The organism is Blastomonas sp. 34TW, assembly GCF_059803595.1.
Genome location: NZ_JAPFGW010000006.1, coordinates 121,513 through 134,453 on the forward strand (window position 1 = coordinate 121,513; position 12,941 = coordinate 134,453).

At 64.7% G+C, this 12,941-nt stretch carries 12 protein-coding genes; 8 read left to right on the plus strand and 4 right to left on the minus strand.

The annotated features are described in order from the left end of the window. Positions 1-8: 8 nt before the first annotated feature. From OPU69_RS09775 to OPU69_RS09785, 3 genes are all read right to left on the minus strand, one after another. Positions 9-677 (minus strand): GGDEF domain-containing protein, encoded by a 669-nt coding sequence (locus tag OPU69_RS09775; RefSeq protein ID WP_202189420.1) that lies wholly within the window; start codon positions 675-677, stop codon positions 9-11. Positions 678-859: 182 nt separating this feature from the next. Further along, complete coding sequence (locus OPU69_RS09780) at positions 860-1,531, minus strand: GGDEF domain-containing protein (protein ID WP_157759186.1); 672 nt, start codon at positions 1,529-1,531, stop codon at positions 860-862. A 113-nt stretch (positions 1,532-1,644) separates the two neighbouring features. After that, complete coding sequence (locus OPU69_RS09785) at positions 1,645-2,271, minus strand: GGDEF domain-containing protein (protein ID WP_498510682.1); 627 nt, start codon at positions 2,269-2,271, stop codon at positions 1,645-1,647. A 227-nt stretch (positions 2,272-2,498) separates the two neighbouring features. On the opposite strand from OPU69_RS09785, the gene purE reads away from it, so the two are divergent. The 8 genes from purE to OPU69_RS09825 all read left to right on the plus strand — a co-directional run bounded on the left by purE (position 2,499) and on the right by OPU69_RS09825 (position 10,870). Next, positions 2,499-3,017: a 5-(carboxyamino)imidazole ribonucleotide mutase gene (gene purE / locus OPU69_RS09790; RefSeq protein WP_269454091.1), complete on the plus strand. Its 519-nt coding sequence runs from the start codon at positions 2,499-2,501 to the stop codon at positions 3,015-3,017. Continuing rightward, positions 3,014-4,108, plus strand: a complete 1,095-nt coding sequence (locus OPU69_RS09795) for a 5-(carboxyamino)imidazole ribonucleotide synthase (RefSeq protein ID WP_498510685.1) — start codon at positions 3,014-3,016, stop codon at positions 4,106-4,108. Before purE ends, OPU69_RS09795 begins: the two co-directional genes overlap by 4 nt. Further along, positions 4,105-4,602 (plus strand): dihydrofolate reductase, encoded by a 498-nt coding sequence (locus OPU69_RS09800; RefSeq protein ID WP_498510687.1) that lies wholly within the window; start codon positions 4,105-4,107, stop codon positions 4,600-4,602. Before OPU69_RS09795 ends, OPU69_RS09800 begins: the two co-directional genes overlap by 4 nt. Beyond that, positions 4,599-5,783: a dipeptidase gene (locus tag OPU69_RS09805; protein WP_498510689.1), complete on the plus strand. Its 1,185-nt coding sequence runs from the start codon at positions 4,599-4,601 to the stop codon at positions 5,781-5,783. Before OPU69_RS09800 ends, OPU69_RS09805 begins: the two co-directional genes overlap by 4 nt. A gap of 9 nt (positions 5,784-5,792) precedes the next feature. Continuing rightward, a complete protein-coding gene (locus OPU69_RS09810) occupies positions 5,793-6,716 on the plus strand; it encodes a bifunctional riboflavin kinase/FAD synthetase (RefSeq protein ID WP_498510691.1) in 924 nt (307 codons plus the stop codon). Positions 6,717-6,746: 30 nt separating this feature from the next. Further along, entirely contained in the window at positions 6,747-9,728 is a 2,982-nt protein-coding gene (gene ileS / locus OPU69_RS09815) for an isoleucine--tRNA ligase (protein ID WP_498510693.1), read from the plus strand. Between the two features lie 148 nt (positions 9,729-9,876). Then, positions 9,877-10,449: a signal peptidase II gene (gene lspA, locus OPU69_RS09820; protein ID WP_498510695.1), complete on the plus strand. Its 573-nt coding sequence runs from the start codon at positions 9,877-9,879 to the stop codon at positions 10,447-10,449. After that, positions 10,442-10,870: a DUF3035 domain-containing protein gene (locus tag OPU69_RS09825; protein WP_498510697.1), complete on the plus strand. Its 429-nt coding sequence runs from the start codon at positions 10,442-10,444 to the stop codon at positions 10,868-10,870. Before lspA ends, OPU69_RS09825 begins: the two co-directional genes overlap by 8 nt. Before the next feature lie 84 nt (positions 10,871-10,954). On the opposite strand, the gene dxs is transcribed toward OPU69_RS09825, so the two are convergent. After that, positions 10,955-12,889 (minus strand): 1-deoxy-D-xylulose-5-phosphate synthase, encoded by a 1,935-nt coding sequence (gene dxs, locus OPU69_RS09830; protein WP_181268028.1) that lies wholly within the window; start codon positions 12,887-12,889, stop codon positions 10,955-10,957. Positions 12,890-12,941: the final 52 nt, after the last annotated feature.

Consider the following 12,941-nt stretch of genomic DNA (forward strand, 5'->3'; position numbering starts at 1 on the left):
CGGCGCTTTCAGGCGGCGGCATGCACCCGGTTGCGACCGCTGCGCTTTGCACCGTACATCGCCGCATCGGCCTGCGCGAGTGCATTGTCGAGCGACCAGCCGGCGCGATAGGGCGCGACCCCGACCGAGATCGACAGCGCAATCGGTTCACCCTCGGGCGATCGGAACTCCAGGGCATCGATCGCACCGCGCGCACGCTCCGCAATCGTCATGCCCAGGCCGAATGGCAGGCCGCACAACAGCATCGCGAATTCCTCGCCGCCGACCCGCCCCAGCAGATCGTCGGGGCGCAGCGCCGCCTGCAGGGTCGATGCCACCAGCTTCAGCGCCTCGTCGCCAGCGGCATGGCCATGCTCGTCGTTGATCGCCTTGAAATGATCAATATCCGCCAGCAGCACGCATGCCGGGGCCTCATCGGCATAGGCTGCGGCATCGCGGTAGAAGGCTGCGCGATTGATCACCCCCGTCAGCGCGTCCCGATCGGCCCGGATCAGCAGATCAGTCTGCATGTCGAGCAATTGCGCAGCGAGCTGGCCATTGGCCTCGATCTGCCGGACCAGCACGATGCTGATGGTTGCCGTAACGGCAGCGGGCGATACAACGGCAAAGACCCAGAACGGCCAATCGACACTTTCGTGCAGCGCATGCACCATCGCCTCTAGACCAATCAAAGTCACCAGGACGCCAAACGCGACACAGAACAGGATTTTCTTGAGCGGGCTCATGCAAATCCGGTTAATCTCGAAAGCTTAAGACTAACCAAATACGCCCTGTCTTGGTCAGAAGCACTGCTCAAGGGCAAATAAGCATAAAATCAGGCGCCATTCGGGTCGCCATGACCAGGTCGGCAAGGATCGCTTCAACGGGCAACCATGACGCGATTGCGCCCCTCGCGCTTGGCGCGGTACATGGCTTCATCCGCCTGCGCGAGCGCAGCGTCGAGCGAAGCTCCTGCATCATAGCTGGCCACGCCGATTGAGATAGAAAGGCCGACCCGCAAGCCATCTGCCGATCGCATGCACAGCCCGGCAATGGCGCCGCGAGCCCGCTCGGCGATCGCCAGCGCCAGCGGCAACGGCATTTCACTGAGCAGCACCGCGAATTCCTCGCCGCCGACCCGGCCGAGAAGATCGTCGGGTCGCAGGGCCGCCTGCAGCGTCGATGCAACCAGCCTCAGCGCCGCGTCGCCTAGCGCATGCCCATGGCCATCGTTGATCGCCTTGAAATGGTCGATATCGACCAGCAGCACGCTCGCCGGCGCGTCGCCCGCATAGGCAGCGGCATGGCGGTAAAAGGCGGCACGGCTCAGCACACCGGTCAGGTGATCGCGATCCGCCCGCGTGAGCAGTTCGCGCTGCGCCACCAGCAGTTCGAGATTGAGCCGACGGTTTGCCTCGGCCTGGCGAACCAGCACATAGCTGGTCGGTGCCGAGACGACGATCGGGCAGACGATGCCAAAGGCCCAGTAGATGAATTCGATCGGCTCGCCCGTCGCCAGGACCAGCGTCTCCAGCGCCACAAGCGTCGCCACGACGCTGAACGCGATTGCAAGAAGGATTTTTTGCCACGGGCGCATGTAAAGCCCGGTAAAGCAAAAGGTTTAAGACACGGCAAATGCTTGGCCGTCGGACGGCCGAAGGAGGATCAGCGCACGGTCGCGCGCGACCGCTTCAGCCGGTACATATGGTCGTCGGCCCGCGCCAAGACCTGCTCCGCCTCGTCATCGGGGTGGACGAAAGCATGGCCGAAGGTGGCCGACAGGCTGGTCGCTGCCTCGCCATGGCCGACGCGGCAGGCCGCGATCCCGGCGGTCAGCTGTGCGACCTTGTGCTCGACATCGCCTTCGCCGATCGCGCCCAGGATCAGGGCGAACTCGTCCCCGCCGATCCGCGCGACGACATCGGTCGAACGCACATTGGCGAGCAGCACCTTTGCCACGCAGCGCAGCGCCTCGTCGCCTGCCGCATGCCCGAAAGTGTCGTTGATCAGCTTGAGGTCGTCGACATCGACGAACAGCAAAGCGGCCCGGCTCTGGTAGCGCTGGCAATGCGCAATCGCGCTCGCCACCGCCTGCTCGAAATAGCGGCGGTTGAACAATGGGGTGAGCGTATCGCGGCAGATCTCGTCCTCGAGCTGGCGCACGCGGGCGGTCAGCAGCGCGTTCTGGTGCTTGAGGTCAGCGCACAACAGGGCGAGCTGCTCGTGGCTCAAAGCCACGTCAGCCTGGGGTGGTTGTCCACCCGGGCCGCCTTGCACATCGGTCATCTTCATATATGTGCCTGCAAACTTCCCCGGCGCGGTCCCTTGAACCTTGGGCATAGCAAGCAAGGCCCGGACAGGCATGATTTAAATCACATTCACCATGTATAATCTGTGCACAAGCGGGACAGTGGCGCGCTCTAGCGCGGCTCGATGCTTTTCGCGTGCAGGGTGATTGCGGGTCTCAGGCTTTGCCTTTAAGACCCTGGCCAGACCAGCAATTACGCGGAGAGACATGCGTGGCCGAGCCACTTGAAACGCCCGACCGCCAGACCGCCGGAGCGACCCGCGTCGCCATCATCATGGGCAGCCAGTCGGACTGGGACACCATGTCGGGCGCCGCAGCGGTGCTCGACGAGCTCGGCGTCGCGCATGATTGCCGCATCGTCTCGGCCCATCGCACCCCCGACCGGCTGGTGAACTTCGCCAAGACGGCGGTCGATTCGGGCTTTCAGGTCATCATCGCGGGAGCAGGCGGCGCGGCGCACCTGCCCGGCATGGTGGCCAGCATGACGCGGCTCCCGGTGCTCGGCGTGCCGGTGCAGAGCAAGGCGCTGAACGGCATGGACAGCCTGTTGTCGATCGTCCAGATGCCTGGCGGCATTCCGGTCGGCACGCTGGCTATCGGCCCTGCGGGCGCGAAGAACGCCGGTCTGCTGGCCGCCTCCATCCTGGCACTCCATGATCCTGCGCTGGCCGAAAGGCTCGATGCCTGGCGTGCGGCGCAGAGCGATTCGGTGGGCGAACGTCCGGCATGAGCGCGATCATCCCTCCCGGCAGCACCATCGGCATCATGGGCGGAGGGCAGCTCGGGCGGATGCTCAGCCTTGCCGCCGCGCAGCTCGGCTATCGCTGTCATGTTTTCGCCCCCGAGGCGACCAGCCCCGCGGGCGAAGTCTCGGCCGAGACGACCTGCGCCCACTATTCGGACAGCGAAGCCCTCGCCGCCTTCGCCAAGGCTTGCGATGTCGTGACCTACGAATGGGAGAATGTGCCGGTCGCGCCGCTCGATGGAATCGCGGGCCTTGTCCCCCTGCGCCCCTCGCCGCGCGCGCTCGAAGTCGCGCAGAGCCGGATCGACGAGAAGCGCTTCGTCGCCGAACTTGGCGGACGCACCGCGCCGTTCGGCTTTGCCCAAACCGAGGCGGAGGTCGCCGCCGCTATGCAGGTTGCGGGCACGCCTGCCATCATCAAGTCGAACCGCATGGGCTATGACGGCAAGGGCCAGGCGCGGGTGATGCCCGGAGACGACCCGGTCGCCCGCTGGTTTGAGGCCGGCGGCGTTCCGGCCATCATCGAGGGCTTCGTTACCTTCGATGCGGAATTCTCGGTCATCCTGGCGCGCTCGCCCCAGGGCGAGGTCCGCTTCTGGGACAGCGCCGAAAATGTGCATCTTGCAGGGATTCTGGACCTTTCGAGCGTTCCTGCGAGCGCCGCGATCGAGGCGCAAGTGCCCGCTGCGCGCGCACTTGCCGCGAAGGTTGCGGAAAAGCTCGATTATGTCGGCGTGCTGACGCTGGAATTCTTCGCGACCAGGGATGGTCCGGTGTTCAACGAAATGGCCCCGCGCGTGCACAATAGCGGGCACTGGACGATCGAAGGCGCGTTCACCAGCCAGTTCGAGAACCATATCCGCGCGATCTGCGGCCTGCCGCTGGGCGAGACCGCGCTTGCCTGTCACGGGGCCCAGATGCGCAACCTGATCGGCGAGGCAGCGCATCAATGGCCGGAGCTGCTCGCCGATCCCGCCAACCATCTGCACCTCTATGGCAAGCACCGCGCGCTTCCCGGTCGCAAGATGGGGCATGTCACACGCATCACGCTGGAAGCTTCAGGGGCGGCATCATGAACCATCCCGAGATATTCCTCGTCCTCGCCCGCGCGCGCAACGGGGTCATCGGTGCGAACGGCACCCTGCCCTGGCACCTGCCGATGGACCTGCGCCATTTCAAGGCGCTGACTCAGGGGCGGCCGATGATCATGGGCCGCAAGACCTTCGACAGCCTGCCCGGTCTGCTGCCCGGCAGGCGCCATATCGTGCTCACCCGCGATGAGGACTGGGCGGAGGATGGCGCGGAGGTCGTGCACAGCATGGACGAAGCCATTGCAGCGGCTAATGCGCCGCATGTCGCGGTGATCGGCGGCGCGGAAATCTTCACCCTGTTCCTGCCGCATGCCGATCGGATCGAGCTGACCGAAGTGTATGCCGACGTGCCCGGCGACACGCATATGCCCCCCTTCGATCCGGACGTCTGGCAGGAAAGCGCGCGCACCGATCACCCCGCCGATTCCGAGCATCGCGACCGGCCTGCCTTCAGCTTCGTGACTTTGGTGCGGCGGTGATCCGCAAGATTCTGCTGGGGCTGGTCCTGCTCGTTGTTGCAGGGCTGATCTTCGCCGTCACCGTGCTGCCCGGGCTGTTCGAGAAGCAGACCAATATCGTCACCGACGAGCCGCTGCCGGCGGTCCGCGCCGACGCGAAGGCGCTGCACGAGACGCTGCAGATTGCCGATCTGCACGGCGATACCTTGCTGTGGAAGCGCGACCTGCTCGACAAGGCGAGCCGTGGCCAGATCGACCTGCCCCGGCTCGAGGCAGGCAATGTCGCGCTGCAGGTCTTCTCGTCGGTCTCGAAGACGCCCAAGGGCCAGAACTACGACAGCAACTCGGCCGATACCGACAATATCACGTTGCTTGCGATGGCGCAGCTGCAGCCGGTGCGGACCTGGTTCTCGGTGCACGAACGCTCGATGTGGCATGGTCAGCGGCTGGAAGCAGCGGCGAAGGAATCGGGCGGTCGGCTGATGCTGATCCGCGAGCCTGCCGATATCGACAAGCTGCTCGCCGCACGCGCAGCGGGCAAGCCGGTGACCGGCGCGCTCTATTCGGTCGAGGGGCTGCAGAATCTGGAAGGCAAGGCGGAGAATCTCGACCGGCTCTATGGCGTCGGCATGCGAATGGCTGGCCTCGTCCATTTCTTCGACAATGAGCTGGCCGGATCGATGCATGGCGAGCGCAAGGGCGGGCTGACCCCGTTCGGGCGCCAGATGATCCGCGCGATGGAGGCGCGCGGCATCATCGTCGACATCGCGCATTCGAGCCATAAGGCGGTCGCGGAAATCCTGGCGATGGCGCGGCGTCCGGTCGTCTCCAGCCATGGCGGGGTGCAGGCGGTGTGCGGCGTCAATCGCAACCTGTCCGACACCGAAATCCGCGCTGTGGCGGCGACCGGCGGCATCATAGGCATCGGATACTGGGACGGCGCGATCTGTTCGACCGACCCCAAGATGATCGCCAAATCGATTGCCCATGTCCGCGATCTGGTCGGCATCCAGCATGTCGCGCTGGGCAGCGATTTCGACGGGGCGGTGACCACGCGGTTCGACACCAGCCAGATCGTGCAGGTCACGCAGGCGCTGATGGATATCGGCTTCACGCCGGAGGAAATCCGCGCGGTGATGGGAGGCAATACGCTCCGCATCCTCAAACAGGGCATTGAACCCCTGCCCGGCAAGGGCCTATAGGGCGCCCCTATGATCAGGGTGGAGGGCAGCGATCGGCTGCCAGACAGGTTGCGCGGGGGCATCATCGCGCTGGGCAATTTTGACGGCTTTCATGCCGGTCACCAGGCCGTGGCCGGGCATGCCATCCGCTGGGCCAAGGGCGAAGGCCGCCCCGCGATCATCGCCACTTTCGATCCGCACCCGGTGCGCTATTTCAGGCCCGACACCCCGCCCTTCCGCCTCACCAGCCTCGACCAGCGCCAGCGGCTGTTCGGGCAGGCGGGCGCGGACGCGATGCTGGTCTTCGCCTTCGACCAGACGCTCGCCAGCACGCGGGCGGAGAGTTTCATCGCCGATCTGCTGATCGAGCGCTTCGGCGCGGTCGGCGTGGTGACGGGCGAGGATTTCACCTTCGGCAAGGGCCGCGGCGGAAATATAGAGGTGCTGCGCGATCTCGGCGCGTTGCTCGGGCTGCGCAGCGAGGCGGTCGGCCCCGTCACCACCCAGGGCGAGGTGATCTCGTCGAGCCGCATCCGGCAATGCCTGATCGAGGGTCGCCCCGACGAGGCCGAGCGGCTGATGACCCGGCCCTTTGCAGTGCAGGGCGTGGTCCAGCATGGAGACAAGAACGGGCGGCTGCTCGGCTTTCCCACCGCGAACCTCGACATGGGCAGCTATTTGCGGCCGAAATACGGGATCTATGCCGTCACCGGGCATCTCGCCGATGGCCGCGCGCTGAAGGGCGCGGCGAACCTTGGCATCCGACCCCAGTTCGATCCGCCCAAGGAATTGCTCGAACCGCATTTCTTCGATTTCGACGAGGATCTGTACGGCCAGACGATCGAGGTGGCGCTGCGCCATTTCATCCGGCCCGAGGCGAAGTTCGAAGGCTGGGACGAACTCAAGCGCCAGATCGATGCCGACTGCGTGCGCGCGCGGGAATTGCTTGCCTGAAACGCCGCCGCGCCGTAAGCGCCAGCCACTATGACTGAGCAATCGCCAAGCGCCGCCGCCGACTTTAAAGACACCGTCTTTCTGCCGCAGACCGACTTCCCGATGAAGGCGGGCCTCGCCCAGAAGGAACCGGCGATTCTGGCGCGCTGGCAGGAGCAGGACCTATACGCCATGCTGCGCGAGGCGCGCAAAGGCCGCGAAAAGTTCATCCTCCACGATGGCCCGCCCTATGCGAATGGCGACATGCATATCGGCCATGCATTGAACCATATCCTCAAGGACATGGTCTGCCGCACCCAGTCGCTGCTCGGCAAGGACGCGCCCTATGTTCCCGGCTGGGACTGTCATGGCCTTCCGATCGAATGGAAGATCGAGGAGCAGTATCGCAAGAAGAAGCTCAACAAGGACGAGGTCGATCCGGTCGCCTTCCGCGCCGAATGCCGCGCCTATGCGCAGCACTGGGTCGATACCCAGCGCGAGCAATTGAAGCGCCTCGGCATTCTGGGCGATTGGGACAATCCGTACCTGACGATGGACTTCGCCGCCGAAGCGACCATCGTGCAGGAACTGATGAAGTTCGCCGAAAGCGGCCAGCTCTATCGCGGTGCCAAGCCGGTAATGTGGTCCCCGGTCGAAAAGACCGCGCTCGCCGAGGCCGAGGTCGAGTATGCGGATGTTACCAGCACGCAGATCGATGTGGCATTCGAGATCGTCGATGCGCCCAACGCGCCCGAACTGGTCGGTGCCTATGCAGTGATCTGGACGACGACGCCTTGGACGATCCCGGTGAACCAGGCGCTCGCGTATGGGCCTGAATTCGAATACGTTTTGGTTCATTACGGCGATCGGAGATATTTGGTCGCAGAAGACCTTTGCTATGCCCTGTCACTCCGCACAGGAGCGAACGAGAATGGCACTGACGCTCCCGCCAGTGGTGAAACCAACGTTAAAATCTACCGAGGCTCCGATCTCGCCGGTGCCACCGCTCGCCACCCGATGCACGCACTTGGCGGCTTCTTCGCCATGCCCCGCCCTTTCCTGCCCGGCGATTTCGTCACCACCGATGCGGGAACCGGCCTCGTCCATATGGCACCCGACCATGGCGAGGACGATTTCGATCTATGCAAGGCGCATGGGCTGGAGCCGGTGTTCGCGGTCGAGGGCGACGGGCGCTATCGCGACGATTGGGCCTGGCTCGGCGGCGCGGACGAGCGGCGGATGTCGGTGATCAACCCCAAGTTAAACGCGCCCGACGGCCCGATCTGCGAAGATCTGCGCGCAGCTGGCGCGCTGCTCTCTGCCGCGCCGTTCCAGCACAGCTATCCGCACAGCTGGCGCTCCAAGGCACGCGTGATCTTCCGCTGTACCCCGCAATGGTTCATCCCGATGGATGCTCCCATCATGCCCTCTCCCCTTCAGGGGAGAGGAGGGAGCCACGCAGTGGCGGAAGGAGAGGGGCAGTCGCTCACGTCTCCGCAGTCCCCCCTCCCAACCCTCCCCCCTGAAGGGGAGAGGGCTAAGACTCTGCGCTCCACCGCCCTCCAAGCCATCACCGACACTCGCTGGGTGCCCGCCAAGGGCGAGAACCGCATCCGTTCGATGGTCGAGGGTCGCCCCGACTGGGTGATCAGCCGCCAGCGTGCCTGGGGCGTGCCGATCACGCTGTTCGTCAATCGCAAGACCGGCCAGTATCTGCGCGACCCCGCGGTCAACGCCCGCATCGTCGCGGCGATCCGCGAGAGCGGGGTCGATGGCTGGAACGAGGCCGCCGTCCCTGCTCTGCTCGGTCCCGATTACGACCCGGCGGACTATGAGCGCGTCACCGACATTCTGGACGTGTGGTTCGACAGCGGTTGCACCCATGCCTTCGTGCTGGAAAGCGGCAAATGGCCCGATCTGCTGCGCCCCGAAGGCTATGTCGGCCCCAAGGCGGACCTGTATCTCGAAGGGTCGGACCAGCATCGCGGCTGGTTCCAGTCCTCGCTGATGGAAAGCTGCGGCACGCGGGCGCATGCGCCGTACAAGGCGGTGCTGACCCATGGCTTCACCATGGACGCCAAGGGCATGAAAATGTCCAAGTCGCTGGGCAACACCATCGATCCGCTGACGCTGATCAAGGATTCGGGCGCGGACATCCTGCGGCTCTGGGCGCTTTCGGTCGATTTCACCGAGGACCACCGCATCGGCAAGGAAATCCTCGCCGGCGTGTCCGACCAGTACCGCAAGCTGCGCAACACCTTCCGCTACCTGCTCGGCGCGCTCGCCGGGTTCGAGGACAGCGAGAAGGTCGCGGTCGAAGACATGCCCGAGCTGGAACGCTATGTGCTGCATCTGCTTGCCGACATGGACGCGAAGCTGAAACAGGCGGTCGAGGATTTCGACTATAATACATACGTCCGCACGCTTGCCGATTTCGCCAACAACGACCTGTCGGCCTTCTTCTTCGATATTCGCAAGGACTGCCTCTATTGCGATATCGGCCCCGCCGCGCCGCAGGGCACGATGAAGCGCCGCGCTTATCGCACCGTGCTCAACGTGCTGTTCGAGGCGCTGGTCCGTTATGCCGCGCCGGTGCTGGTGTTCACGGCGGAAGAGGTGTGGACCACGCGCTATCCCGATGCGGGCAGCGTGCATTTGCTGGAGTGGCCGGAACTGCCGGAGCTGGTTGAAGATCTGCGGTTTATGGAGCGCTGGCAGACTATCAGGGTCATTCGCGACGGGATCAACGAGGCGATCGAGCCAAAGCGGCGCGACAAGGAAATCCGAAGTAGCCTTGAGGCTGTAGTAAGTCTGCCGATGCATGTTGCTTATGACGGTCAGTATGATGGGCTCGATTGGGCAGAGATATGCATCGCCGCTGAAGTCTCGTTGGTGCCCCCAGCAAGCGACTTTAACGGCCCTGCATCCGTAAGCCGCACCACCCACCATAAATGCGGCCGCTGCTGGCGTCACCTTCCCGAGGTGACCGAAGACGGCGCGCTGTGCGGTCGTTGCTCGGAGATGCTGGCGTGATGGCGCTGACGATCCCTTCCCGTCATGCTGAACTTGTTTCAGCATCCATCGACCATCTGGGTGCCGACAGGGCGAAGGCGCTTGGTGCCCGATGGACCCTGAAACGAGTTCAGGGTGACGGATATGGCGCAGGCCGGGAGTGCGCTGCATGACCCTCACCCGCTTTCGCACCGAGGGCGTTGTCCTGGCGCTTGCCATTCTCGTTATCGACCAGCTCGCCAAGTTCATCGTTGCAGGCCCGCTCGCGCTGAGCAGCCGGATGCAGATCGAGATCACGCCCTTTTTCAACCTGACCTGGGCGGAAAATCGGGGCGTCTCGATGGGCTTCCTCACCGCCGAAACCGAAACCGCGCGCTGGATGCTTGTCGTGCTGACCGGCATCATCGCCACCATCGTGCTGCTGTGGATGTTCAAGGAGCGGGCGCGCGGCGACATCCTCGCCCTGGGTATGATCCTGGGCGGCGCGCTCGGCAACATCATCGATCGCGCGCGGCTGGGCTATGTCGTCGATTATGCCGACCTGCATTTCGGCGCGTTCCGGCCGTTCATGATCTTCAACATTGCGGATGCAGCGATCACCATCGGCGTGCTGTTATTGCTTGCCCGCGTTCTGATAATCGGCGACAAAGCCGCGAAATCTGAAGGCCCTACATCGGGGGTTCAGGCTGGCGGGCATAGCGGAAACGCTCACGCCGCCAAGACGGAGAATCAAGATGCTTAATTCCGGGCGCAAATATGCCCTGATCGCCGGTGTTTCCCTCGCTGCAGCGACGCTTTCGGCCTGTGGCTCCAGCGGCGGCATCTTCAACCGCGACCGTCCCGACGAGTTCGCCGTGTCGCGCCAGGCACCGCTGGTCATCCCGCCCGATTTCGCGCTGACCCCGCCGACTCCGGGCGCTGCACGTCCGCAGAATGTTTCGGCCAGCCAGCAGGCGCTCGATGCGCTGTTCGGCGGCCCGCAGCCGCGCAGCGGCGTCGAGGGCGCAGCCTTGAACCGCGCCGGCACGCCCGATGCCGCCATCCGTTCGCAGGTCGGCGATCCCAAGACGCAGACCACCGACAAGGGTGCCACCACCCGCGACATCGTCGCCGCGCCCGAGGGCGACGGTCAGGACGCCAAGGCTGCCGTTCCGCCGCAATAAGCGCGAAGACAGGTTACAAGAAAGCCCGGCAAATCCTCTGATTCGCCGGGCTTTCTTGTATCTGGAGCCGAGATTGGATCGGGATCAGGCCCGCGCGCCATCCCCCACCACCGAGACGCCAGCGCTGTTGTGGCGCAGCGCCTTGAGCACGGTCTCGACGATGCCGTCGGCATCGAGCCCGGCTTCGGCATATTGCTTTTCGGGCTTGTCCTGGTCCTGGAACACGTCCGGCAGGCGAAGCGTGCGCAGCTTGAGGCCCGCATCAATCAAACCTTCGTCCGACGCCATGGTCAGTACATGCGCGCCCAGGCCGCCGATCGCGCCCTCTTCCACCGTCACGCACACCTCGTGCGTGGCGAGCAGCTTGCGGATCATCTCCTCGTCGAGCGGCTTGGCAAAGCGCAGATCGGCGACCGTGGTCGAAAGCCCCTTGGCGTCGAGCACGTCGGCGGCCTTCTGCGCCTCGGCGAGGCGCGTACCGAGCGAGAGGATCGCGACCTTCTTTCCCTCGCGCACGATCCGCCCCTTGCCGATCTCGAGCCGCTCGGGAACCTCCGGCAGCGCGACGCCGACGCCATTGCCGCGCGGATAGCGGAAGGCGATCGGACCGCTGTCGTGGCACGCAGCGGTATAGGTCATGTGCACCAGTTCCGCCTCGTCGGCGGCGGCCATCACCACCATGTTGGGCAGCGTCGCGAGATAGGTAATGTCGAACGATCCGGCATGGGTGGAACCATCGGCGCCGACCAGGCCGGCGCGGTCGATGGCGAAGCGCACCGGCAGGTTCTGGATCGCGACATCGTGCACCACCTGGTCATAGGCGCGCTGCAGGAAGGTGGAATAGATGGCACAGAACGGGCGCATGCCCTGTGCGGCAAGCCCTGCGGCGAAGGTCACCGCGTGCTGTTCCGCAATGCCGACATCGAAGCTGCGGTCGGGATGCGCCTGGGCGAACTTGTCGACCCCGGTGCCCGAAGGCATGGCAGCGGTGATCGCACAGATCGTGGGGTCGGTCTCCGCCAGCTTGGCCAGCGTTTCGCCGAACACGTTCTGATAGGCGGGCGGGCCTGCCGCGGCCTTGTCCTGCTTGCCGGTGACGACATCGAACTTGGCGACACCATGGTATTTGTCCGCCGCCGCTTCGGCCGGGGCATAGCCCTTGCCCTTCTGCGTCACGACATGGACCAGGCACGGCCCTTCCGCGGCATCGCGGATATTCTCGAGCACCGGCACCAGCTGGTCGAGATTATGCCCGTCGATCGGGCCGACATAATAGAAGCCCAGCTCTTCGAACAATGTGCCGCCCATGGCCATGCCGCGGGCATATTCGTCGGTCTTGCGCGCGGCCTGATGCAGGCTGCGCGGCAGCTTGCGCGCCAGGCGCTTAAGCGCTTCGCGCACGCCCAGGAACTCGCGGCTCGAAACGATGCGCGCGAGATAGCCCGAAAGCCCGCCGACCGGCGGCGCGATCGACATGTCATTGTCGTTGAGGATGACGACCAGCCGGTTGCCCGCGCGCTCGGCATTGTTCATCGCCTCATAGGCCATGCCGGCGCTCATCGCGCCATCGCCGATCACCGCGATCGCCTTGCCGGGCGCGCCGCTCATCTGATTGGCGGTGGCAAAGCCCAATGCCGCCGAGATCGAGGTCGAGCTGTGTGCCGCGCCGAACGGATCATATTCGCTCTCGCTGCGCTTGGTGAAGCCCGACAGGCCCCCACCGGTGCGCAGCGTGCGGATGCGGTCGCGCCTACCGGTCAGGATCTTGTGCGGATAACATTGATGGCCGACATCCCAGATCAGGCGATCGTTGGGCGTGTCGAACACATAATGGATCGCGGTGGTCAGTTCGACCACGCCGAGGCCCGCACCCAGATGTCCGCCGGTCACCGATACGGCCGAGATCACTTCTTGGCGCAGCTCGTCCGCCAACTGGCGCAGCTGGGTCGGTTTCAGCTGACGCAGGTCTGCCGGGGTCTTGACGGTGTCCAGCAATGGCGTTTCGGGCAGATTGGTCATTGAATTCCCTTTCAACCGCGAATCCTAGACCCATTTTTGGGCTCTGTCGAAT

Bases quoted from the DNA above. Each gene is read 5' to 3' on its own strand.
- OPU69_RS09795 (WP_498510685.1), top strand. From the start codon at position 3,014: ATGAGCGCGATCATCCCTCCCGGCAGCACCATCGGCATCATGGGCGGA.
- OPU69_RS09810 (WP_498510691.1), top strand. From the start codon at position 5,793: ATGATCAGGGTGGAGGGCAGCGATCGGCTGCCAGACAGGTTGCGCGGG.
- OPU69_RS09825 (WP_498510697.1), top strand. From the start codon at position 10,442: ATGCTTAATTCCGGGCGCAAATATGCCCTGATCGCCGGTGTTTCCCTC.
- OPU69_RS09785 (WP_498510682.1), bottom strand. From the start codon at position 2,271: ATGAAGATGACCGATGTGCAAGGCGGCCCGGGTGGACAACCACCCCAG.
- dxs (WP_181268028.1), bottom strand. From the start codon at position 12,889: ATGACCAATCTGCCCGAAACGCCATTGCTGGACACCGTCAAGACCCCG.
- ileS (WP_498510693.1), top strand. From the start codon at position 6,747: ATGACTGAGCAATCGCCAAGCGCCGCCGCCGACTTTAAAGACACCGTC.
- OPU69_RS09800 (WP_498510687.1), top strand. From the start codon at position 4,105: ATGAACCATCCCGAGATATTCCTCGTCCTCGCCCGCGCGCGCAACGGG.
- lspA (WP_498510695.1), top strand. From the start codon at position 9,877: ATGACCCTCACCCGCTTTCGCACCGAGGGCGTTGTCCTGGCGCTTGCC.